This window comes from Micromonospora sp. CA-248212 (assembly GCF_050948405.1).
GTDB lineage: Bacteria > Actinomycetota > Actinomycetes > Mycobacteriales > Micromonosporaceae > Micromonospora.
Map to the genome: position 1 here is coordinate 959940 of NZ_CP192023.1, position 22780 is coordinate 982719.

Consider the following 22780-nt stretch of genomic DNA (forward strand, 5'->3'; position numbering starts at 1 on the left):
CGGGGGGACCAGCGGCACGTACGATGGGGGGGTGACTGATCTCCGGACTGGTAAGCGCGTGCTTTTGGCCAAGCCTCGTGGCTACTGCGCGGGTGTGGACCGTGCGGTGCAGACCGTCGAGGAGGCACTGAAGCTGTACGGCGCCCCGATCTACGTCCGCAAGCAGATCGTGCACAACAAGCACGTCGTGCAGACCCTGGAGTCCCAGGGCGCGATCTTCGTGGAGGAGAACGAGGAGGTGCCGGAGGGCTCGACCGTCATCTTCTCCGCGCACGGCGTGGCGCCCGAGGTCTACGAGCAGGCGCGGGAGCGTTCGCTGAAGGCCATCGACGCGACCTGCCCACTGGTCACCAAGGTGCACCAGGAGGCGAAGCGGTTCGCCGCCGAGGACTACGACATCCTGCTGATCGGCCACGAGGGGCACGAGGAGGTCGTCGGCACCGCCGGTGAGGCGCCCGCGCACATCCAGCTCGTGGACGGCCCGGACGGCGTCGACAAGGTCACCGTGCGGAACCCGGAGAAGGTGGTCTGGCTCTCCCAGACCACGCTCTCGGTGGACGAGACCCTGGAGACGGTCGCCCGGCTCAAGCAGCGGCTGCCACTGCTCCAGTCCCCGCCCAGCGACGACATCTGCTATGCCACCTCCAACCGGCAGCACGTGGTCAAGGAGATCGCACCGGAGTGCGACGTGGTGATCGTCGTCGGCTCGACGAACTCGTCCAACTCGGTCCGCCTGGTCGAGGTCGCCCTGGACGCCGGCGCGCGCGCCGGTCACCTCATCGACTTCGCCCACGAGATCGACGACGCCTGGCTGGCCGACGCCCGCACGGTCGGCGTGTCCTCCGGCGCGAGCGTCCCCGAGGACCTGGTCCGCGATGTGCTGGCACATCTGGCCGAGCGCGGCTTCGCCGACGTCGAAGAGATCACCACCGCCAACGAACGGCTCACCTTCTCGCTTCCGCAGGAGCTGAAGCGGGACATGAAGGCCGCCGCGGCCCGCGGCTGACACGATCCAGCGCCAGCGCGGCGGAACGCCGGGCCCGTCCCGTACGTCGAAGACGGCATGAGGACATTTCGGCTCGTCGTCCCCGCTCTGGTCGTCTGCGCGGCGCTGAGCGCCTGCGGTGAAACCGGCGGTCCCGCCACCCCCGGCGGACCGTCGGCGACGACCGGGCAGCCCGCCTCCGCGTCGCCGAGCACTCCCGCGTCGCCGAGCACCCCCGAGTCGCCCAGCACCCCCGCCCCGCCGATCAAGTCGCCGGGCGGGCCCACCGTCCCGCCGCCGGTCGGCGCCACCGAGCTCACCGGCACGATCACCGCCGGAGTGGAGCCGAACTGCGTGCTCCTCGACGGGTACCTGCTGGTGGGCGGGCCCCGGGATGTGCTGACCGCCGGTGCCCGGGTGACCGTCACCGGCCGGGTGGAGAAGGGCACGATGACCACCTGCCAGCAGGGCATCCCGTTCGTCGTCGAGAGCGCCAACCGGCGTTAGGGAAACGGCCCCCCGTCAGCGGTCGGCGTCGTTGAGCAGCTCCGGAGCCTGCGGCTGGCGCGGGGTCAGCTCGACCTGGGCGGGGGCCGCCAGCTCCTCGTCCGAGACGCCCAGCTCGGCGAGCTTGCGGGCGCTGACCAGCACCCGCGCCTCCAGCGAGCCGACCGCCCGGTTGTACGCGGTCACCGCGCCGGTCAGCGACGATCCGAGCTTGCCCACGTGGTCGCCGAGGGTGGCGAGCCGGCCGTACAGCTCCCGGGCGAGGGTGTGCACCGCCACCGCGTTGCGGGCCAGCGCCTCCTGCCGCCACGAGTAGGCCACCGTGCGCAGCAGCGCGACCAGGGTGGCCGGCGTGGCCAGCACGACGTTGCGGGCGAACGCGTGCTCCAGCAGCGTCGGATCGCGTTGGAGGGCGACGTCGAGGAACGGGTCGGCCGGGACGAACAGCACCACGAACTCGGGCGAGCTGTCGAACGCCGACCAGTACGACTTGGCGGCCAGGGCGTCGACGTGCCCGCGCAGGTGTCGGGCGTGCGCGTCGAGGTAGGTGTCCCGGCCGCGCTCGTCGCGGGCCTCCATGGCCGTCAGGTACGCGTCGAAGGGCGCCTTCGCGTCCACCACCACGGACCGGCCGCCGTGCAGGCGTACCACCAGATCCGGGCGGACGACCTGATCGTCGGTGGCGGCGGTCACCTGCTCGGAGAAGTCGCAGTGCTCCAGCATGCCGGCCGCCTCGACGATCCGGCGCAGTTGGTGCTCGCCCCAGCGGCCCCGCACCTGTGGCGCGCGCAGCGCGGCCACCAGTTGCTTGGTCTCGGTGCGCAGCTCACCGGAGACCACGTTCATCGAGCGGACCTGCTCGCGCAGCTCGGCGTACGCGTCGACGCGGTCGTGTTCCAGCTCGGCCACCCGCTGCTCGTAGCGGCGCAGGCTGTCGTGCAGCGGCGCCACGGCCCGGGCCACCGCCTCCTGGGACTGCGCCGTCGCCTCGTAGCTCAACGCCCGCATGGACTGCTCCAGCCGCCCCTCGCCCTCGCGGGTGGCCGTCAGGGTGGCGTCCAGCCGGGCGATGTCGGCCGCCGACCGGGACCGGGCCGCGTACCAACCCACCGCCCCGCCGGCACCGAGGCAGACGACCACCACCAGCAACGTCGAGACGTCCATCACCGGAGCTTGCCAGACGGGTGCGACGTGACACCCGGGGGTACGTTCGTTGACATGGAAGCTCTGCTGTGCCTGGTGGTCGTCGTCGCCGCCGTGGTGGGTGCCGGCCTGCTCGCCTACTCCCGGTCCAATGCTCAGCGGCGTGTCGCGCTCGGCGACGCCCGCGCCGAGGCGCAACGGTGGTACGAGCGCCTCGGCGGCCAGTTGATGACCCTGCAGGGTGAGGAGCCCGCCGTCCGGCAGGCGCTCGCCGACGCGGGGGAGCGCTACAACGCGGCCGGCTCGCAGTTGGAGCAGGCGCGGACGCCGAACCAGTTCGCGCTCGCCCGGGAGACCGCGCTGGAGGGGTTGGCGTACATCCGGGCGGCGCGGACGGCGCTGGGCATCGACCCCGGCCCCGAGGTGCCGGCGCTGGCCGCCGCGCGGGGCGTCGGGCAGCTCACCAAGGAGCGCGAGGTCGACGTGCAGGGCCAGACCTTCCGGGCGGGCCCGCAGCCCGGTCGGGACACGCCCTACTACTACCCGGGTGGGCGGTACCAGGGTCGGCCGGTGCCGGCCGGTTGGTACTCGACGCCGTGGTGGAAGACCGCGCTGGGCGCGGGCGCCGGCGTGCTCGGCGGCATGCTGATCGCCGACGCGCTGTTCTCGCCGGCCTTCGCCGATCCGGGGTACGGCTACGACCAGGGCTACCAGGAGGGCTTCGGCGACGGCGCCGACTACGCCGACGACCAGGGCGGCGACGCTGGTGACCAGGGCGGCGACTACGGCGACCAGGGCGGCGACTTCGGTGGTGGCGACCAGGCGGGTGACTTCGGCGGCGGCGACTATGCCGGTGGTGACTTCGGCGGCGGCGGTTTCGGTGGCGGCGACTTCGGTGGTGGTGGCGATTTCGGCGGCGGCGACTTCGGCGGTGGTGACTGGTGACGGGCGCGGAGCGCTGAGCGACATACGAAACGGGCCCCGGTCGACTCGACCGGGGCCCGTTGCCGTGCTGTCTGGTCAGCCGGTGTTGCGCATGCCGGCGGCGATGCCGTTCACGGTGGTGAGCAGCGCCCGTTCCAGGGCCGTGCCGTCGCTGGGAGCGCGTCGACCACCCGGTGCGGTGGCGACCGCCCGGCCCGCCGCGCCGGACTCCCGGTACTGGCGCAGCAGCGCCACCTGGAGGTGGTGCAGCGGCTCCAGGTAGGTGTCGCGCACGGCCAGGGTGCGCTGGAGCACCGGGGAGTTCTCCAGCAGGGCCGGCGAGGCGGTGACGGCCAACACCTCGCGCTTGGTCAGCTCGTACTCCTGCTCGATCTTCTCGAAGATCGGGTGCAGCTTCTTCGGCACCAGCGTCTCGACGTACCGACGGGCGATGCTCAGGTCGGTCTTGGTCAGCATCATCTCGACGTTCGACAGGAACGTGCGGAAGAAATGCCAGTTGCGGTGCATCTCGGCCAGCACGTCCGCCAACCCGGCCTCGCGGGCGGCGGCCAGGCCGGAGCCGACGCCGAACCAGCCCGGCACGATCTGTCGGGTCTGCGTCCACCCGAACACCCACGGGATGGCCCGCAGCCCGGACAGGCCGGCGCCGGTGTTGGGACGCTTCGCCGGCCGGGAGCCGATGTTCAGCGCGCCGAGCAGTTCGGTGGGGGTGGACGCCCAGAAGTACGCCGGCAGGTCCGGGTCCTCGACGAGCGACCGGTACGACCGGAAGGCCGACTCGGACACCACGTCCATCGTCGCGTCCCAGCGTTCCAGCATCTCGGCCGGCTGCCGGGGCGCGGTGTGCAGCAGCGTCGCCTGGAGCACCGCGGCGAGCGTCAGCTCCAGGTTCTCCCGGGCCAGCGACGGCAGCGTGTACTTGTCGGAGATGACCTCGCCCTGCTCGGTCACCTTGATCGCGCCGTCCAGCGTGCCGTACGGCTGGGCCAGGATCGCCTCGTGGGTGGGGCCACCGCCGCGCCCGACCGTACCGCCGCGACCGTGGAAGAGCCGCAGGTGTACGCCGTGCCGGGCGGCCACGTCACGCAGCGCCCGCTGGGCCCGGTGGATCGACCACTGGCTGGTGGTGATCCCCGCCTCCTTGTTGGAGTCGGAGTAGCCGAGCATGACCTCCTGCACGTCGCCACGGGCCGCGACCAGCGCCCGGTACGCGGGCAGTGACAGCAGCTCGTCGAGGATCTCGCCGCCGGCGTTCAGCTCGGCCGGGGTCTCCAACAGCGGCACGAAACCGATGCGGGCCCGGCCGCTGTGCACGTCGACCAGCCCGGCCTCGCGGGCGAGCACCACGGCGGCCAGCACGTCGTCGACGCCCAGGGTCATCGAGATGATGTACGACTCGATGACCTCCGCGCCGAACCGGTCCTGCGCCTCGCGGATCGTGCTGAACACGTCGAACGTCTTGCGGGCCGACTCGGTCAGCGGGGTGTCCAGGGTGGACAGCGGTCGCCGGCCGGTCAGCTCGTCGGCGAGCAGCTTGGTGCGCTCCAACCGGCTCAACGCCGGGTAGTCCGGCACCTCGCCGACCGCCTCGTAGAGCTGGGTGAGCACCTCGTGGTGCTTCTCGGCGTGCTCCCGGACGTCCATGGTCGCCAGGTGCAGGCCGAACGCGGACACCGTCCGGATGGTGGAGGCCAGCCGGCCGACGGCCGTGAGCTGCCCCGAGTTGCGGGCCAGCGACGCGCGCAGCAGGTCCAGGTCGGCGATCAGCTCGGCCGAGCCCCGGTAGTCCCGACCCGGCACGTGGGCCGTGCCCTGGCGCAGCCGCTGCCGGGTGTTGGCCAGCTTGGCCTTCACGCAGCGCGCCTTGAGCCGGTAGGGCTCCTCGGCGTTGACCCGGCGGAACCGGGCCGCCACCTCGGGTAGCGCGTCGAGGTCGGCGGCGAGGCTGGCGGAGAGGTCGAGCGACACCCCGCGCAGCCGGCGCGAGACCGAAACCTCGTTGATCAGGTGGTCCATCGCCTTCTCGGTGGCGGCGATGCCGTGCTCGTGCTGGATGGTCAGCACCTCGCGGGTGACCGCCGGGGTGACGAACGGGTTGCCGTCGCGGTCGCCGCCGATCCAGGTGCCGAAGCTCAGTGGGCGGGCCGTCGGCGACGTCTCCACGCCGAGGGTCCGCAGGGTGTCAGCCAGGTCGTCGAGCACCTGCGGCGCGGCCTCGGCGTACAGGTCCCGCAGGTAGTAGATGGCGTTGCGGGCCTCGTCGGTCGGGTCCGGCCGGTCCAGCCGCAGCTCGTCGGTCTGCCACATGAGGTCCAGCAGCTCGGCCAGCCGGCGGTTGGCCGGGCCCTCGTCGCTCGCGCCGTAGAGGATCGCGTTGGCGGTCTCGGTGTCCAACTCGTCGGCGATGGCCCGCAGCTTCGACAGGATCGAGCGGCGGGCCGCCTCGGTGGGGTGGGCGGTGAAGACCGGCCGGACCGCCAGCCGGCGGGCGACGGCGGCGATCTCCTCGGCCGGCACGCCGCGCTCGGCGATCATCTTGGCTGCCTGGTCGAGCCAGCCGCCCTGCACGGCGCGGCGGCGGCGCAGGTCCCGTGCGCGGTGCACCTGCTCGGTGATGTTGGCCAGGTGGAAGTAGGTGGAGAAGGCGCGGGCCAGCTTGGTCCCGGTGGTCACGTCGAGCCCGCCGAGCCGCTGGGCGGCGGCCGGGACGTCGGAGCGTACCTGGGCGCGGATCTCCTCGACGAGGTCGAGGAGCGGGCGGCCCTCCTGGCGGGCCAGGGTCTGGCCGAGGAGGGTGCCGAGCCGGCGGATGTCGGCGCGCAGCGCGGCGTCCGGGCCGTCGTGGTCGTGCTGGTCGGTCACGATGCGCTCCTTACGTGAGTACGAAGGACAGCGCTGTCCGACTCCCTGGATGGTATCCGCGTCTGGCCCTCCGGCAGGAGGGGCTCCGGGCGCGCCGCGTCGTGAGACGGAACACCCCGGAGATCACCTCAGGGTCTTGCGCGGGTGCCTGCCCGGCCTCCCCGCACCACGGTCGCGGCGAGCAGGGCCGCCAGGGCGACCACCGCCCACAGCGCCAGCCCGGTCAGGGGCCAGCCGATCGACCGTCGGTCGAAGTACACCGCCGACTTGACCAGATCGGTGGCGAGTCCGGGCACGTTCCACCGGTGCATGCCGCGCAGCCAGGTGGGCAGGAACTCCGGGGCGTAGATGCCGCCGGAACCCGGATTGCCGAGCACCACCAGCAGCAGGATCACCAGTCCGGTGCCGAGTACGCCCAACCAGCCCTGCACGGCGGCGGCCACCATCGCGGCGGCGAAGGCGGCGAGCATGCCGGTGCCGGCGACGGCCGGCAGGTCGTGGTGCCAGACGTCCAGCACCGGGCCGACGATCACCGCGCCGGCGATGCCGAGCACGACGCTGTAGACGGCGAGCGCGCCGATCCGTACGCCCGCGCGGCGCAGGGTGCGCGGCGTGGTGCCGACGGAGATGCCGAGCGCGGTCGAGGCCAGGTACCCGCCGAGGACGCACCCGATCGCCAGGTAGAACGGGACCAGACCGCGCGGGTCGGTGTCGGCGACCGGCACCTCGTCGGCCACCCGCAGTGGCATCCGGGCCTGTTCGGCGGCGGCGGTGAGGACCTGCACGACGACCTCGGTGGCGGCCGGCGCGCTGGCGCTGGCGGTGGTCAGGACGAACCCGCCGTCGGGGGTGGAGCCGAGTACCCCGTACACCTCGCGGCTGGTCAGACCGTCGTCGGCGGCGCCCGGGTCGGCGTACTCGATGGCCTTGATCGTGTTGGTCCGGTCGCGAACGGCGGTCAGGACCGTTCGTGCGGCCTGGTCGCCGCTCGCCACGCCGACCGGCACGTCGCGGGGGTGGGGTTGGTGCAGGGCGCCGACGTACGCGGCGATGAACGCGACGGCCAGCGCCAGGGTGCCGAGCAGCAGTCCGGCGGTACGAGGGATCTGGTCGCGTATCCGGACCTCCGGCGACTCGTCCACCAGGCCAGCCTAGGGTGCGGTTTGTCCTGCTTGGGGCTTTTCCGCCGGTGGGCGTCCGATCCTGACCGCCATCCGGCGCAGACGAGCAATTTTCTTCAAGACCTGTTCAAGGTGTCACGGCGACGATGGTTCTCGTCGGTCCGGAGGTCCCCTGCCCAGGGTGGCCGACCCGGAGCCCGCGGGCCTGTTCGGGGAGGCCCGAAGCCCGGTGCGGACCCGCGCCCAGGGAGGTGCCGTACGCCCCCAGGTACGGCACCTCCACCGCGTCCGGTGTCAGGCGGTGACGCTCGGGTCCGACCCGGCGGGGGCGAGCAGTCGACGCAGGCGCGCGGGTGGATGACCCACCTGCTCGCGGACCACCCGGGTCAGGTGCGCCTGGTCGGCGAAGCCGTACTCGGTGGCGAGCGCGCCCAGCGGACGGCCGTCGGGCTCGGCGAGGGTGTCCAGTACGGCGCGCACCCGAAGGCGGTTGCGGTAGGCGGTCAGGCTGCTGCCGGTCACCCGCTGGAACACCCGGCTGAGGTGGTGCGGTGAGCTGCCCACCTCCCGGGCCACCTCGCCCAGGCCGAGGGTGAAGCCGGAGTGGGCCAGCACCTCGCGCGCCCGGTCGGCGAGCCGCCGGTGCGCGGCCAGCGTCGCCGGCCGTCGGCGGACGGCCCGCTCGACCTCGGCGTCCACCTCGTCGGCGGCGAGGTCGCTGTGGTGCAGCAGGCGGGCCAGGAACCGCTGGAGCCGTTCGGCCATCTCGAACCGGTCGAGCCCGCGCCGGAACTCGGCCACCAGCAGCCGGTGCGCCAGGTCCAGCGTGGCGTCCGAGGTGCCCGCCCAACCGCTCCGGTCCATCCAGCGCTGGGCGTCCGGCCGGTCCGCCAGCACCGACGGATCGATCTCCAGGCAGGTGTACGAGTCGCCGCAGCCGAACGGATGCGCCACGGCCATGTCGTCCCCGGGCCGGGTGAGCAGCACCGAGGTGGCGTCGGAGAGCTCGACCCGCCCGTTGAGCCGACGCCGGTACGCCCCGGACCGGCCCAGCATGATCTTGTGACGGTCCTGGGTGACGGTCTCCGTCCACCCGTGGTTCTCGACGATGCAGCGCACCTGGTAGATCAGCATCCCGTCCGGGTGCCCGAGCACCCGCCAACGGGCCGGGGTGGTGTGCCGACGCGGATCACTACCGAATCCCTCAGCGGGCACAGCTTCCCCCGACTCCCGACCTGCTCGGCACCGCACGGCGTTCCGTGACCGTCACGGCCTCAGCTCTTGACCACAGCTCTCGACCACGGCTCTCGGCCCTAGCTCTCGACCTCAGCTCTCGACCACGGCGAAGGCGCGGACCGGGAAGGTGCCCATCCCGGCCACCATCGGCGGCGCCGCGGTGAACCGGAACCCGGTCGGCGGCAGCGCGCCCAGGCCGGTCAGGTGCTCCACGACCGGGATGCCGGCGGCGAGCAGGACGCTGTGCGCGGGGCGTACGCCGTTCGCCGCCGGGCTCATGTCGTCGATGTTGATCGAGTCGATGCCGACCAGGGCCGCGCCCGCGTCGGCCAGTGCCCGCGCGCCGTCCTCGCTCAGGTACGGCGCCTCCGGCGCGGCGTACCGCTCGGCGCCGAAGTGCGCGTCCCACCCGGTGTGCAGCAGCACCGCACGCCCGGCCACCTCGTACGGTGCCAGCAGCAGCCGATCCACGGCTCGGGTGTCGGCCGGTACCCGGACCACCACCCCGGGCAGGTCGGCGAGGCGGTCCAACGACACCCCGGTCAGATCCTCGCGACCGGCCCAGCGGTGGGCGGGGGTGTCCACGTACGTGCCGGTGTTGGCGATCATGTCGATCCGGGCCACGTGGAACTCGGTGCCCGGCGCGTACCGCTCCCGGGACGCCGCGTACGTCAGCCAGTCGGTGACCCGCGGACCCGGCCACCCGGGCAGGGTGGTCATCCCGTCGCTGATGACGTGGCTCAACTCCACCAGCCGGCGACCGCCGCCGGTCGGGGCGACGGCGCGGCCACCCTTGTGCGGTTCCTCGATGATCGTTTTCGCGCTGATCCGGACCTCGGCGACCATGAGCAGCCCGAGATGCCGGACGAAGAGCGCGGCCAGATCGTCATCGGTGATCTCCGGCCCAGGGATGTCCAGCCGGAACCCCTCGGTCCGCAGCCCGCCTCCGTTGGCGAAGCTGACCTCCGCGTCGAACTGCGCCCGCCACTGCTCACCCATCCCCGCACTCGACCACGGCGTCCCGCCCCGGTCAAGATCCGCGCGGACTCGCGCTGTACGCATCGGCTCGCGCTGTACGCATCGGCTCGCGCTGTAGCGCATGCGCACGCGGCAAGTCTGCGGGCGCGGGGCAAGATCGCGGGCGCCGGGCAAGATCCGCGCAACTTCCCCGTTATTGCTGTCTCCGACGCGTCTGAAGCAGCAGTATCCCCGAAGTTGTGAGGATCTTGGGCGCGGGGCGCGGGGCGCGGGGCGCGGGGCGCGGGGCGCGGGGCGCGGGGCGCGAGGCGCGAGGCGCGAGGCGCGGGGCACGAGGCGGAGCGGGGCGCGGGGCGGAGCGGGGCACGAGGGCACGGGGCACGAGGGCGCGAGGGCGGGCGACGCGAGGGCGTGGGACCTGGGCGGAACGGGGTGGGTGTCGGTGGACGGGGATAGGCTTGTGGGGTGCGCACCCCCCGTCCGACTGGGCGAGGGGCCCGCCGTCGTGTGCGTCGACTCCCCTGGAAGGACTCCCTTGCTCACCGGTCTGTTCTCCGCCGCCCTGGCCGACCCCGGGCTGGCCCGGGCGCGTGACCTGGCGCGCTCCGGTGCCGCCCAGGTCGATGGCCTCGACATCACCGCTCCTGCCGCGCTGCGCCCGTTCGCCGTCGCGGCCGTCGCCGCGGACACCGGCGGGGCCGGGCGACCCGTGCTGGCCGTGACCGCCACCACCCGCGAGGCCGACGACCTGGCCGCCGCGCTCGGCGGGCTGCTGCCGCCGGAGCAGGTGGTGGTCTTCCCCTCCTGGGAGACGCTGCCGCACGAACGGCTCTCCCCCCGATCGGACACGGTGGGCCGACGGCTGGCCGTGCTGCGCCGCCTCGCGCACCCCGAGTCGGCCGACGCGCACGGCCGGACGGGTCCCCTGCGGGTGGTGGTCGCCCCGGTCCGGTCGCTGCTGCAACCGCAGCTCAAGGGCCTCGGTGACCTGGAACCGGTGCAGCTCGCGGCCGGCGAGGAAGCGGACCTTGAGGTGGTCGCCCGCCGACTCACCGACATGGCGTACGCCCGGGTCGACCTGGTCACCAAACGCGGCGAGTTCGCGGTGCGCGGCGGCATCCTGGACGTGTTCCCGCCCACCGACGAGCACCCGTCCCGGGTCGAGTTCTGGGGCGACGAGGTGGAGGAGATCCGCACCTTCGCGGTCGCCGACCAGCGCACCATCGAGCAGGTGCCGCTGCTGTGGGCGCCGCCCTGTCGGGAGCTGCTGCTGACCCCAACAGTGCGCGAGCGGGCCGCCGCGCTCGCCGAGCAGCACCCCGAGCTGGCCGAGATCCTGGACAAGCTGGCCGAGGGTATCCCGGTGGAGGGGATGGAGTCGCTGGCCCCGGTGCTGGTCGGCCCCGACTCGCTGGAGCTGCTGCTGGACGCGATGCCGGCCGGCACCCACGTCCTGCTGTGCGACCCGGAGCGCATTCGCACGAGGGCGCACGATCTGGTGCGTACCTCTGAGGAGTTTTTGCAGGCCTCCTGGGCCGCCGCCGCGGTCGGCGGCCAGGCCCCGGTGGACGTCGGCGCCGCCGCCTTCCGCACCCTGGCCGAGGTACGCGCCACCGCCGGCACGCTCCGCCAGCCCTGGTGGACGCTGTCCCCGTTCGGATTGGTCGAGGCGGAGACCGCCGAGGCGCGGCAGCCCTGGGAGGACGCGCCCGAGCAGGCCAGCGTCACCCCGGACGACGCCATCGCGGTGACCCTCGCCGCCCAGCCCGCCCCGCTCTACCACGGCGAGACCGCGCGGGTCGTCGACGACCTCAAGCGCTGGGCCGGCGAGGGCTGGTCGATCGCGCTGGTCTTTGAGGGGCACGGCCCCGCCCAGCGTGCCGTGGAGGTCCTGCGCGACGCGGGCCTGGGCGCGCGGCTCACCGAGGAGGTGCCCACCGCACCCGCCCCCGGCGACCTGGTCGTCACCTGTGGCGCGCTGACCAGCGGATTCGTCGACGAGGCGTCCCGTTTCGTGCTGCTGACCGGTAACGACGTGACCGGTGGCCGGGGCACCTCGACGCGGGACATGCGCAAGATGCCGAGCCGCCGGCGCAACACGATCGACCCGCTGGAGCTCAAGGCCGGCGACTACGTGGTGCACGAGCAGCACGGCATCGGTCGGTACGTCGAGCTGGTGCAGCGCACCGTCAACGGCGCCAGCAGGGAATACCTGGTCATCGAGTACGCGGCCAGCAAGCGCGGCCAGCCCGGCGACCGGCTGTTCGTCCCCACCGACCAGCTCGACCAGCTCTCCCGTTACGTGGGCGGTGAGCAGCCGGCCCTGCACAAGATGGGCGGCTCGGACTGGCAGAAGTCCAAGGCCCGTGCCCGCAAGGCGGTCCGGGAGATCGCCGCGCAGCTCATCCAGCTCTACGCCGCTCGCAAGGCGTCCAAGGGCCACTCGTTCGGCCCGGACACCCCGTGGCAGCGCGAGTTGGAGGACGCCTTCCCGTGGCAGGAGACGCCCGACCAGCTCGCCGCGATCGACGAGGTCAAGCGGGACATGGAGCAGACCGTCCCGATGGACCGGTTGATCTGTGGCGACGTCGGCTACGGCAAGACCGAGATCGCGGTGCGGGCGGCGTTCAAGGCCGTGCAGGACGGTAAGCAGGTGGCGGTGCTCGTGCCGACGACCCTGCTGGTGCAGCAGCACTACAACACGTTCGCCGAGCGGATGAGCCAGTTCCCGGTGCAGATCCGGCAGCTGTCGAGGTTCCAGACCGCCAAGGAGACCGAGCGGACGCTGGAGATGGTCGCCGACGGCACCGTCGACATCGTCATCGGCACGCACCGGCTCCTGCAGACGGCGACGCGGTTCAAGCAGCTCGGGCTGGTGATCGTCGACGAGGAGCAGCGTTTCGGTGTCGAGCACAAGGAGCACCTGAAGACGCTGCGCGCCTCGGTGGACGTGCTCAGCATGTCGGCCACCCCGATCCCGCGCACCCTGGAGATGGCGATCACCGGCATCCGGGAGATGTCCACCATCGCCACCCCGCCGGAGGAGCGGCACCCGGTGCTCACCTTCGTGGGCGCGCAGGACGACCGGCAGGTCGCCGCGTCCATCCACCGCGAGCTGCTGCGCGACGGGCAGGTCTTCTACCTGCACAACCGGGTCGAGTCGATCGACCGGGCGGCGCGGCGGCTGCGCGAGCTGGTGCCCGAGGCGCGGGTGGCCGTGGCGCACGGGCAGATGGGCGAGGAGGCCCTGGAGAAGGTCATGGTCGGCTTCTGGGAGAAGGAGTTCGACGTCCTGGTCTGCACGACCATCGTGGAGTCGGGCATCGACATCCCGAACGCCAACACCCTGATCGTCGAGCGGGCCGACCTGCTCGGGCTGGCCCAGCTGCACCAGATCCGGGGTCGGGTCGGCCGGGGCCGGGAGCGGGCGTACGCGTACTTCCTCTACCCGCCGGAGAAGCCGCTCACCGAGCACGCCCACGAGCGGCTGGCCACCATCGCGCAGCACACCGAGCTGGGCGCCGGCATGTACGTCGCGATGAAGGACCTGGAGATCCGGGGTGCCGGCAACCTGCTCGGCGGTGAGCAGTCCGGGCACATCGAGGGCGTCGGCTTCGACCTGTACGTGCGGATGGTCGGCGAGGCGGTCTCCGCGTTCAAGGGCGAGCGCCAGGAGGAGGAGACCGACGTCAAGATCGACCTGCCGGTCGACGCGCACCTGCCGCACGACTACGTGGGCGTGGAACGCCTGCGCCTGGAGATGTACCGCAAGCTCGCCGAGGCGCGCGACGAGGACCGCCTGCGCGAGGTCGTCGCCGAGATGACCGACCGGTACGGCGAGCCGCCCGCCCCCGTGCAGAACCTGGTGGCGGTGGCCCGGTTCCGCCTGCTGGCCCGCCGGTACGGCCTGTCCGACGTGACCATGCAGGGCAAGCACATCCGGTTCGGGCCGCTGCCGCTGCCGGACTCGAAGCAGATGCGGCTCAAGCGCTACCACCCGGACGCGGTCTACAAGCAGGCCACCGACCAGGTCAGCGTGCCCCGGCCGAGCACCCGTCGGATCGGTGGCGAACCGCTGCGCGACCAGGCGTTGCTCGAATGGTGTGCGCAACTGCTCGCCGACGTCCTGGGCGCCCCCGCGCCGCTCGCCGCCGCGCCCGCGTGACGGTCCCGTACGCGGGCGAGGCGCGTACGCGAGCCGGGTTGTGGCCGCGACGTCGGCGCGGTGAGGTGGGGGCCGTCACAGCGTGGGAGAGGGCATGAGAGAGTGACCGGTATGCGTGCTCGCCGTGTGATCGTCGCCGCCAGCGTCGCGGCCCTGGCTGCCCTCTCCCTCGCTGCCTGCGGCAGATCCGCGCCGAGCGTCGCCGCCTATGTCGGTGACACCACCTACTCGGTGGACCGGGTCGACACCCTCTTCGCGGAGGCGCAGGCGAAGTACGAGACGAACGCCCGAGCGGCGTTCGCGCAGCAGAACGGCCCGTCGGCAACTCCCTCGCCCGATCAGCTGCGTTTCAAGGCGACCCGGCAGGACATGCTCAACCTGCTCGTCGGCCTCGACCTCGCCAAGCGAGTGGTCGCGGAGAAGAACATCACGGTCAAGGACCAGATCAAGGCCGACGAGTTGGGTCAGAGCCTCCAGGTCCCCGGCTCCGAGTACGCGAAGCTCGCGGCCGACTGGTACAACCACTTCTCCGCCCTGCAGGCGGGTCTGCCGCCGGCCGAGTTGACCGACGACGAGCGTTCGGCAATCTACGACGCTCTGGTGAAGAGCGGGGTCGCTTCCGCCGGTTGGTCCGTCGAGGAGCAGCGCGAGCGGTTCGGGGCACCGGAGATCGCTCCGCAGGTGAACGCGGTGGTGGCGCTCAGCACGGCCTTCAAGGAAGAGGTCAAGCGGGAGGACGTCACCGTCAATCCGCGCTACTCGTCGTTGGAGATTCCGGCCCTGTTCCAGGTGCCGAACCAGGGCACTGCTCTGTACGACCTGCCCTACCTGGACCGGGCCAGCAGCACGGTCACCGACGTCTCCACCCCGGACGTGTCGCCGTCGCCGTCGAGCCCCAACCCGGACGCCGAGGGTACGGCCAGCTGAGCATGACGGCACGGATCGTCCTGCTGGTCACCTCGCCCCGGCTGCCGGCCGGCCTGCTGACCTCGGCGGCCTGGGACGTCGTACGCCAGCATCCGGTGCTGACCGGCGCGGAGAGCGAGTTGACCACGGCCGTGCGGCAGGCGGGCGCCGAGGTGACCGTCGTGGCCGGCCCGGCCACGCAGGCGTTGCTGGACATGGTCGCGGCGCACGGTACGGCGGTCTGGCTGGCCGGACCGGCCGGGGACGAGTCGTTGGCAAGGGAGTTGGGTCTGCGGCTGGCCCGGGAGCCGGGGCTCGCCGAGATGGAGCTGATGTACGGCTCGTGGGATCCGCCGGGGGCACGGCTGCTCGACGCGGTGGCCGTGCTGGACCGGCTGGCCTCGCCGGGCGGTGACCCGTGGAAGCGGGCGCAGACGCACCGTAGCCTCGCGGGTTACCTGCTGGAGGAGAGCTACGAGGCGTACGACGCGATCAGCGCCGACGACACCGACGCGCTCCGCGAGGAGTTGGGCGACGTGCTGCTCCAGGTGGTGCTGCACGCGCGGCTCGCCGAGGAGCTGCCCGAGGGTGAGCGGTGGAACATCGACGACGTGGCCGGTGGCCTGGTCGACAAGATGATCCGGCGCAATCCGCACGTCTTCGCCGGTGCGGAGGCGGGCACGCTGGAGGAGATCACCGCCAACTGGGAGCGGATCAAGCGGGTCGAGAAGGCGCGCGACTCGGTGTTGGACGGCGTGGCGTTCAGCCAACCCGCCCTGTCCCTGGCCGCGCAGATCCTCGACCGCGCCGCCCGCGCCAACCTGACCGTCGAAACCCCGTCCCCCGACACGGGGCTGGACGAGGAGGAGCGCCTAGGCGCCACCCTCCTGACCCTGGTCTCAGAAGCCCGCAGGGCCAACCTCGACCCAGAGGCAGCCCTGCGCCGCGCGACCCTGACCCACGCCGAATCCATCCGCGCCGCCGAACGAGGTTGATCAAGAGGTTCGCGTCAGGATCCGGCTCGTATCTGACGCGAACCTCTTGATCAACACGGCTGGGTGCGGGGTGGTCGGTAGGGTTGTCCGGTGGAAGCGTTTGGGGTACTGGCTGAGCGGGTTGTCGAGGCATTGCTGGAGGCGCGGCCGGGGGTTGCCACCTCGGCTGGCGATCATCGGTTCGACGATCGGCTTCCTGACCTGTCCGCCGACGCGTTAGCCGCCGACCGGGTGATGCTCACCGACGCGGCGAACGCACTCTCCGAACTGGACCCGGACGCGCTCGACGTCGACGAGCAGGTCGACCACGCGCTGCTCACCTCCTTCGTCGACCGGGAGCTGTTCGAGCTCACCGAGATCCGGTCGCACGAGTGGGACCCCCTGTTCCACAACCCCGGCCCGCTGCTGCACCCCCTGCTGGCCCGCCCGTACGCCCCGGCCGAGGTGCGCCTGACCCAGCTCGTCGGTCGGCTCGCCGCCGTACCGGATGCCCTCGCCACCGCACGCGCGACGCTGCGGGACATGCCGCGGATCCACGCGGAGACGGCGGTCGGGCAGTTCACCGGCACGGCCGCGCTCATCCGTGACGAGCTACCGGGCCTGATCGCGCAGGTGCCGGGCGGCTTCGAGCGGGTCGAGTCGGCGGCGACCGCCGCGATCGCCGCGCTGGACGAGTTCGTCGCCTGGCTGCGGGTCCGGTTGGCCGCCGACGCCGGGCCCGGCCGCGACCCGCGCCTGGGCCGCCGCCGCTGGGAGGCGCGGCTCTGGCACACCCTCGACACCGAGCTGGGGGCCGCCGAGATCCAGCGCCGGGCCTGGGCCAACCTGGACCGGGTCACCGAGGAGATCCGCGCGGCGGCCGTCGAGCTGGTCGGTGGTCCGGCCGACGACGAGACGGTACGCCGGGCGCTGGACCTGTTGGCCGCCGAGCACCCGGACGACTCGACGATCGTCGAGCTGGCCGGTGTGACCCTGGACGAGGCGACCGATTTCGTCCGGCTGCACGACCTGGTCACCCTGGTCGACGACCGGTGCGTGATCCAGGAGATGCCGGAGTTCGCGCGGGGCGTCGCGGTGGCGTACTGCGACTCGCCCGGCCCGTTGGAGACCGCGGCGGTGCCGACGTTCTACTGCATCGCGCCCACCCCGGCGGACTGGTCGGCGCAGCGTGTCGACTCCTTCTACCGCGAGTACAACGATCACATGGTTCGTAACCTGACCGTGCACGAGGCGATGCCCGGCCACTTCCTCCAGCTCGCCCACGCCCGGCGGCACGTCGGCGGCACGCGGGTGCGGGCGTTGGCCCGCTCCGGCCCGTTCGTCGAAGGCTGGGCCGTGTACGCCGAGGAGCTGATGGCCGGTCTCGGCTTCGGCGGTCTGCCGGTGCGGATGCAGCAGCTCAAGATGCAGCTCCGCATGACCATCAACGCGCTGCTCGACCAGTTGGTGCACGCCGAGGAGCTGCCCGAGGCCGAGGCCATGGCGTTGATGACCGGTCGTGGCTTCCAGGAGGAGGGGGAGGCCGCCGGCAAGTGGCGCCGGTCCCTGCTCACCTCGACGCAGCTCTCCACGTACTTCGTCGGGTACAGCGAGGTGGCCGAGATCGCCGCCGCCCGCCCGGAGGGGGTGTCGGCGCGCGACTGGCACGACGCGATGCTCGCCCACGACTGCCCGCCGCCGCGCCACCTGCGCGCCCTGCTCGGCGTCTGACGCCCGCCGGGCCGTCGGACGGTCACCCGTCGCGCCGGCACAGCCAGCAGGAGCCGGGGGTACGACGTCAGGAGCCGCCGGGGCGGTTGTCGACGACGCCTGCTCCGGCGGGCGGGTCGAACGCGTCCTTCTCGACCGACTCGGAGTAGTCGCTCAACGCCAGCTCCATTGGTTTGCCGTCGACCGAGCCGAGGAAGCTGCCGAGCACACCCTCGGTGGTCACGCAGGCGCTGAAGTCGCCGTCCGAGCGCTGTACCTCGACGCAGGCGGCGTGGTGCCCGGCGACGGTGGTGTCGCTCTGCTTGATCACCGCCTGCGGGTCGAGGGCGGCGGCGGTCAGCAGGCCGACCACCACGGGCGGGGTGACGAGACCCTGCTGGTTCGCCTCGTCGAACAGGGCCACGGTGGGCTTGCTGCCGGGGGTGGGTGGCGGAACGAGCGTGCACGCCATCCGACCGCCGGTCGCTGTGCAGCGGGTGACGGCGTCGGGGGTGACGGTGAGCCGCCCACCCGGGTAGGTGTAGGCGGAGCGGGCCGGGTCCTGCGCCTGGACGATCGCGGCGGTCTGGCCGCCGGGCAGTTGGTAGTCGGCCGTGTAGGTCAACTCCAGTGCCCGGTCGAGGCGTGCGGCGAGGTCGTTGACGAGATCCGAGCGACCCATGGCGCTGCCGGCGTCCTCGAATGTCTGACAGCCGGTGACCGTGAGCGACGCGATGACCGACACGGCGAGCATGCGGAGGGTGGTCGTGGCGGCGGGCATGGCGACCAGCCTGGTGGATCTAGTCCGCGCAGCGCAAACCCGTTGCCGGTTGACGCCCGGAAATACGGGAATGTCCGTCACTGCGGGGCGACTCGGGTGTGCGGGCGACGCCGTGCCCGATCTCGTCGCCCGATACGCTGCGTTCAACACCTGCCTCAGCCGCACCGTCGCGGCCCACCCACGGACCGGATCACAACAACGAGGAGCGACTCAGTGGCAACCATCGAGGGAATCGTCGCGCGGGAGATTCTCGACTCGCGGGGCAACCCGACGGTCGAGGTCGAGATCGGCCTGGACGACGGCACGGTGGCCCGCGCCGCGGTGCCCTCCGGCGCCTCCACCGGCGCGTTCGAGGCGATCGAGCTGCGCGACGGTGACGCCGACCGTTACCAGGGCAAGGGCGTGGAGAAGGCGGTCTCCAACGTCGAAGACAAGATCGTCGACCAGCTCATCGGCTACGAGGCCAGCGAGCAGCGGCTCATCGACCAGAAGATGCTCGACATCGACGGCACCGACAGCAAGTCGGAGCTGGGCGCGAACGCCATCCTCGGGGTCTCCCTCGCGGTGGCGAAGGCCGCCGCCAGCAGCGCCGAGCTGAGCCTCTTCCGCTACCTGGGCGGCCCGAACGCGCACCTGCTGCCGGTGCCGATGATGAACATCCTCAACGGTGGCGCGCACGCCGACTCCAACGTCGACGTCCAGGAGTTCATGATCGCGCCGATCGGCGCGCCCACCTTCCGCGAGGCGCTGCGCTCCGGCGCGGAGGTCTACCACGCGCTGAAGTCGGTGCTCAAGAAGAAGGGCCTGTCGACCGGGCTCGGTGACGAGGGTGGCTTCGCGCCGAACCTGCCCACCAACGCGGCTGCCCTGGACCTGATCGCCGAGGCGGTCGAGAAGGCCGGCTACCGGCTCGGCACCGACATCGTGTTCGCGCTCGACGTGGCGGCCACCGAGTTCTTCGAGAACGGCACCTACACCTTCGAGGGCGCCGCGAAGTCCGCCGAGGACATGAGCACCTACTACACCAAGCTCGCCGACGAGTACCCGATCGTGTCGATCGAGGACCCGCTGGCCGAGGACGACTGGTCCGGCTGGCAGACGCTGACCGCGTCGATCGGCGACCGGGTGCAGATCGTCGGTGACGACCTGTTCGTGACCAACCCGCAGCGCATCGCCCGTGGCATCGCGGAGAAGGCCGCCAACGCCGTCCTCGTGAAGGTCAACCAGATCGGTTCGCTGACCGAGACCCTGGACGCGGTGGACCTGGCCCACCGGGCCGGCTTCAAGTGCATGATGAGCCACCGCTCCGGCGAGACCGAGGACACCACCATCGCCGACCTGGCGGTCGCCACCGGCTGTGGTCAGATCAAGACCGGCGCTCCGGCCCGCTCGGACCGGGTCGCCAAGTACAACCAGCTGCTCCGGATCGAGGAGGAGCTGGCCGACGCGGCGCGCTACGCGGGCGCGGGTGCTTTCCCGCGTTACCGTTCGGCCTGAGTGGGGTTGCCGGGAGGCCCCAGGTGGGGCCTCCCGGCGCACGTACGCGACAGACGTAGCCTCGGGGGAGGGGTGTGACGATGCAGCGCCGCACACCGGGTGGTCAACGGCCCGCCCGCCGACCGGGTCAGGCTGGCCGGCCGGGTGCCGGGCGGGCCGCCCGCGGGTCGCTCCGGGACGCCGGCGTACGCGCCGAAACACGCGGCGCCGCCGGTCGCGCCCCGGGCACGGTCCGGGGCGCCGAGGGCGGACGCTCCGCGAGTCGTCCGGCCGCCGCCCGGCGTACCGCCGCCGGTGGCGGTGCCGTCAAGCGGCTCGCCGCACCCCATCCCCGTCGCTTCACCGGGCGGGCCACCGTCCTGTTCGCGGTGCTGATCGCGCTCGCCCTGGCGTACACCTACCCGGTGCGGGTCTACCTCGACCAGCAGGCCGACATCGAACGGATGGAGGCCGCGCAGACGGCGCAGGAGAAGGAGATCGCCCGACTCGCCGCCGAGGCCGCCAAGTGGCAGGACGACGAGTTCATCGAGACCAAGGCCCGGGAGCGGTTCTTCATGGGCCGGCCGGGCGAGAAGATGATGGTGGTCATGAACGACGCCGAGGGCGCGGCCCGCGACGCCGGCAAGCCGGCCGGTTCGGGTGCCCCGGCCGGGCCTTCGACCTGGTACGACACCCTCTGGTCGAGCGTACGCGCGGCGGACAGTCAGCAGCCGGGCAAGTGATCCACCGACCAGTACACCAGGAGAGACGAGCACCGTGACTGTCGTACCCCCGTCGGAGCCGGCGGCGGATTCCGTACCCCTGCCGCAGCGGGAACCGGCGACCGAGGCCGACCTGGCCGCGGTGGCCGCGCAGCTCGGCCGCCCGCCCCGGGGCACCCGGGCGGTGGCCCACCGCTGCCCGTGCGGCCTGCCCGACGTGGTGGAGACGACGCCCCGCCTCGCCGACGGCACCCCGTTCCCGACGTTGTTCTACCTGACCTGCCCCCGGGCCACCGCGGCGTGCAGCCGGCTGGAGTCGGCGGGGCTGATGCGGGAGATGGCCGACCGGTTGGCGACCGATCCGGAGCTGGCCGCCCACTACCGGGCGGCGCACGAGGACTACCTCGCCCGCCGGAACGCGATCGGTGAGGTGCCGGAGATCGCCGGCATCTCGGCCGGTGGGATGCCGGGCCGGGTGAAGTGCCTGCACGTGCACCTCGGCCACGCCCTGGGCGCCGGCCCCGGCGTGAACCCGTTCGGCGACGAGACGTTGGCGCTGGTCGAGCCCTGGTGGACGGCGGGGCCGTGCGTGGACGTCCCCGACAGCGAATGACCACCCAGGCCGAGGGGCAGATCCTGCTGCGGCGTGCCCGCACCGGGGACGTGCGGGGCATCCGTCGACTGGTCGACACGTACACCAACGACCGGCGGCTGCTGAGCAAGGCCACCGTGACCCTGTACGAGCACGTGCAGGAGTTCCGGGTCGCGGTCCGGGCCGACGACGGCGTCGTGGTGGGCTGCGGGGCGCTGCACGTGATGTGGGAGGACCTGGCCGAGATCCGTACGGTGGCCGTGGATCCGTCCTGTCGAGGTCAGCACATCGGGCACCGGCTGGTCGGCGAGCTGATCGCCGCGGCCCGGGAGCTGGGTGTGGCACGGATCTTCGTGCTGACCTTCGAGACCCAGTTCTTCGGCTCGTTCGGTTTCCGCGAGATCGACGGCGCGCCGGTGCCGCAGCCGGTCTACGAGCAGCTGCTGCGCTCGTACGACGAGGGTGTCGCGGAATTCCTGGACCTGGAGCGGGTCAAGCCCAACACGTTGGGCAACACCCGGATGCTGCTGCGGTTGTAGTCACCGTTCGACGTCGAGCTGTCGGGCGCCGACCGCTCGGTTGAGCGTGATGCCGGTGCGTCATCAAGATGACCCAGAGGCATCACGCTCATCGGAGACTGGCCTCCCGGCGTCGGTGGCGGGCTGTCGTAGGGTTGCCGGGTGACGACGCGTGTGGCGGCCATCGACTGCGGGACCAACTCGATCCGACTGCTGGTCGCCGACCTGCCGGAGGAGTCGGCCGGGCCGCAGGCCCCGCTGACCGACGTGACCCGGCGGATGGAGATCGTCCGGCTGGGTCAGGGGGTGGACCGGACCGGCCGGCTCGCCCCGGAGGCGATCGAGCGGACCCGGGTGGCGCTCGCGTCGTACGCCGCCGACATCGAGAAGTTGGGCGCCCAGCGGGTGCGCATGTGCGCGACCTCCGCCTCGCGGGACGCTGCCAACGCCGCCGACTTCACCGAGATGGTGCGGCAGACCCTCGGCGTCGCGCCCGAGGTGGTGAGCGGCGACGAGGAGGCCCGGCTGTCGTTCACGGGGGCGGTGCGCGGGCTGCCGGCCGACGCCGAGGAGCCGTTCCTCGTCGTCGACATCGGCGGCGGCTCGACCGAGTTCGTGGTCGGTGACCGGGCCGGTGTGCGGTCGGCGATCTCGGTGGACATCGGCTGCGTCCGGATGACCGAACGGCACCTGGCGGGTGACCCGCCGACGCCGGAGCAGGTCGCGGCGGCGGAGGCCGACGTCGCCGCCGTCGTGGACCGGGCGCTCGCGGCGGTGCCCGGCCGCGAGGCGGCCACCCTCATCGGCCTCGCCGGTTCGGTCACCACCGTGGTCGCCATCGCTCAGAACCTTCAGGAGTACGACCCGGAGCGCATCCACCACGCCCGGGTGTCGTACGAGGCGGTGGCGCGGGTGACTGCGGACCTGCTGGAGCGGACCAGCGCGCAGCGGCTGGAGATCCCGGTGATGCATCCGGGACGGGCCGACGTGATCGGTGCGGGGGCGCTGGTGCTGCGCGTGATCATGGAGCGGGCCGGCATGCCCTCGGTGGTGGCGTCCGAGCACGACATCCTCGACGGCATCGCCTGGAGCCTCCAACCCGTCTGATGCTGATCGACACCCACACATCGGCGAGTCGTTGACGCTACTTCGCATTGCA

Annotated in this window: 18 protein-coding genes; 12 read left to right on the plus strand and 6 right to left on the minus strand. The window is 72.3% G+C overall.

Annotated features, from left to right (window positions below; genetic code table 11):
• Positions 1 to 31: 31 nt before the first annotated feature.
• The gene (locus tag ACQP03_RS04545) at positions 32 to 1006 is read left to right on the plus strand and encodes a 4-hydroxy-3-methylbut-2-enyl diphosphate reductase (protein ID WP_357395938.1); all 975 of its coding nucleotides are present in this window, start codon (positions 32 to 34) and stop codon (positions 1004 to 1006) included.
• A 57-nt stretch (positions 1007 to 1063) separates the two neighbouring features.
• Positions 1064 to 1492 carry a hypothetical protein gene (locus ACQP03_RS04550; protein WP_357395941.1) on the plus strand — a complete coding sequence of 143 codons (429 nt, stop codon included), beginning with the start codon at positions 1064 to 1066 and terminating at the stop codon, positions 1490 to 1492.
• A gap of 15 nt (positions 1493 to 1507) precedes the next feature.
• Here the strand turns inward: ACQP03_RS04550 and ACQP03_RS04555 are convergent, their stop codons facing one another.
• On the minus strand, positions 1508 to 2656 hold the full coding sequence (locus tag ACQP03_RS04555; RefSeq protein ID WP_357174986.1) for a DNA recombination protein RmuC: 1149 nt from the start codon (positions 2654 to 2656) through the stop codon (positions 1508 to 1510).
• 54 nt (positions 2657 to 2710) lie between these two features.
• Here ACQP03_RS04555 and ACQP03_RS04560 point away from each other — a divergent pair, with 54 nt between their 5' ends.
• Complete coding sequence (locus ACQP03_RS04560; RefSeq protein ID WP_357174984.1) at positions 2711 to 3580, plus strand: hypothetical protein; 870 nt, start codon at positions 2711 to 2713, stop codon at positions 3578 to 3580.
• 75 nt (positions 3581 to 3655) lie between these two features.
• On the opposite strand, the gene ppc is transcribed toward ACQP03_RS04560, so the two are convergent.
• The 4 genes from ppc to ACQP03_RS04580 form a co-directional block, all read right to left on the minus strand.
• Complete coding sequence (ppc, locus tag ACQP03_RS04565) at positions 3656 to 6442, minus strand: phosphoenolpyruvate carboxylase (protein ID WP_357130155.1); 2787 nt, start codon at positions 6440 to 6442, stop codon at positions 3656 to 3658.
• Between the two features lie 128 nt (positions 6443 to 6570).
• Positions 6571 to 7584: a hypothetical protein gene (locus tag ACQP03_RS04570; protein WP_357395944.1), complete on the minus strand. Its 1014-nt coding sequence runs from the start codon at positions 7582 to 7584 to the stop codon at positions 6571 to 6573.
• A 273-nt stretch (positions 7585 to 7857) separates the two neighbouring features.
• Positions 7858 to 8778, minus strand: coding sequence for a helix-turn-helix domain-containing protein (locus tag ACQP03_RS04575; RefSeq protein WP_357395946.1), 921 nt, complete (start codon positions 8776 to 8778; stop codon positions 7858 to 7860).
• Between the two features lie 111 nt (positions 8779 to 8889).
• A complete protein-coding gene (locus ACQP03_RS04580) occupies positions 8890 to 9798 on the minus strand; it encodes a cyclase family protein (protein ID WP_357130147.1) in 909 nt (302 codons plus the stop codon).
• Between the two features lie 514 nt (positions 9799 to 10312).
• On the opposite strand from ACQP03_RS04580, the gene mfd reads away from it, so the two are divergent.
• The 4 genes from mfd (at position 10313) to ACQP03_RS04600 (ending at position 17553) form a co-directional block, all read left to right on the plus strand.
• On the plus strand, positions 10313 to 13942 hold the full coding sequence (gene mfd, locus ACQP03_RS04585) for a transcription-repair coupling factor (protein ID WP_357397552.1): 3630 nt from the start codon (positions 10313 to 10315) through the stop codon (positions 13940 to 13942).
• Positions 13943 to 14053: 111 nt separating this feature from the next.
• Positions 14054 to 14869: a hypothetical protein gene (locus ACQP03_RS04590; RefSeq protein ID WP_357130141.1), complete on the plus strand. Its 816-nt coding sequence runs from the start codon at positions 14054 to 14056 to the stop codon at positions 14867 to 14869.
• Between the two features lie 2 nt (positions 14870 to 14871).
• A complete protein-coding gene (locus ACQP03_RS04595; protein ID WP_357397549.1) occupies positions 14872 to 15843 on the plus strand; it encodes a nucleoside triphosphate pyrophosphohydrolase in 972 nt (323 codons plus the stop codon).
• A gap of 90 nt (positions 15844 to 15933) precedes the next feature.
• Positions 15934 to 17553, plus strand: a complete 1620-nt coding sequence (locus ACQP03_RS04600) for a DUF885 domain-containing protein (protein ID WP_357397547.1) — start codon at positions 15934 to 15936, stop codon at positions 17551 to 17553.
• A gap of 67 nt (positions 17554 to 17620) precedes the next feature.
• Here ACQP03_RS04600 and ACQP03_RS04605 read toward each other — a convergent pair whose 3' ends face one another.
• Complete coding sequence (locus ACQP03_RS04605; protein ID WP_357130132.1) at positions 17621 to 18313, minus strand: hypothetical protein; 693 nt, start codon at positions 18311 to 18313, stop codon at positions 17621 to 17623.
• A gap of 213 nt (positions 18314 to 18526) precedes the next feature.
• Here ACQP03_RS04605 and eno point away from each other — a divergent pair, with 213 nt between their 5' ends.
• The 5 genes from eno to ACQP03_RS04630 all read left to right on the plus strand — a co-directional run bounded on the left by eno (position 18527) and on the right by ACQP03_RS04630 (position 22728).
• Positions 18527 to 19810: a phosphopyruvate hydratase gene (gene eno / locus ACQP03_RS04610; RefSeq protein WP_355048850.1), complete on the plus strand. Its 1284-nt coding sequence runs from the start codon at positions 18527 to 18529 to the stop codon at positions 19808 to 19810.
• 80 nt (positions 19811 to 19890) lie between these two features.
• Complete coding sequence (locus tag ACQP03_RS04615) at positions 19891 to 20532, plus strand: FtsB family cell division protein (RefSeq protein WP_357174961.1); 642 nt, start codon at positions 19891 to 19893, stop codon at positions 20530 to 20532.
• 34 nt (positions 20533 to 20566) lie between these two features.
• The gene (locus tag ACQP03_RS04620) at positions 20567 to 21124 is read left to right on the plus strand and encodes a DUF501 domain-containing protein (RefSeq protein ID WP_357174958.1); all 558 of its coding nucleotides are present in this window, start codon (positions 20567 to 20569) and stop codon (positions 21122 to 21124) included.
• On the plus strand, positions 21121 to 21642 hold the full coding sequence (locus ACQP03_RS04625) for an amino-acid N-acetyltransferase (RefSeq protein WP_357130123.1): 522 nt from the start codon (positions 21121 to 21123) through the stop codon (positions 21640 to 21642). The genes ACQP03_RS04620 and ACQP03_RS04625 overlap by 4 nt, the downstream gene beginning before the upstream one ends.
• 153 nt (positions 21643 to 21795) lie before the next feature.
• The gene (locus ACQP03_RS04630; RefSeq protein WP_357130413.1) at positions 21796 to 22728 is read left to right on the plus strand and encodes a Ppx/GppA phosphatase family protein; all 933 of its coding nucleotides are present in this window, start codon (positions 21796 to 21798) and stop codon (positions 22726 to 22728) included.
• The last annotated feature ends 52 nt before the right edge of the window (positions 22729 to 22780 follow it).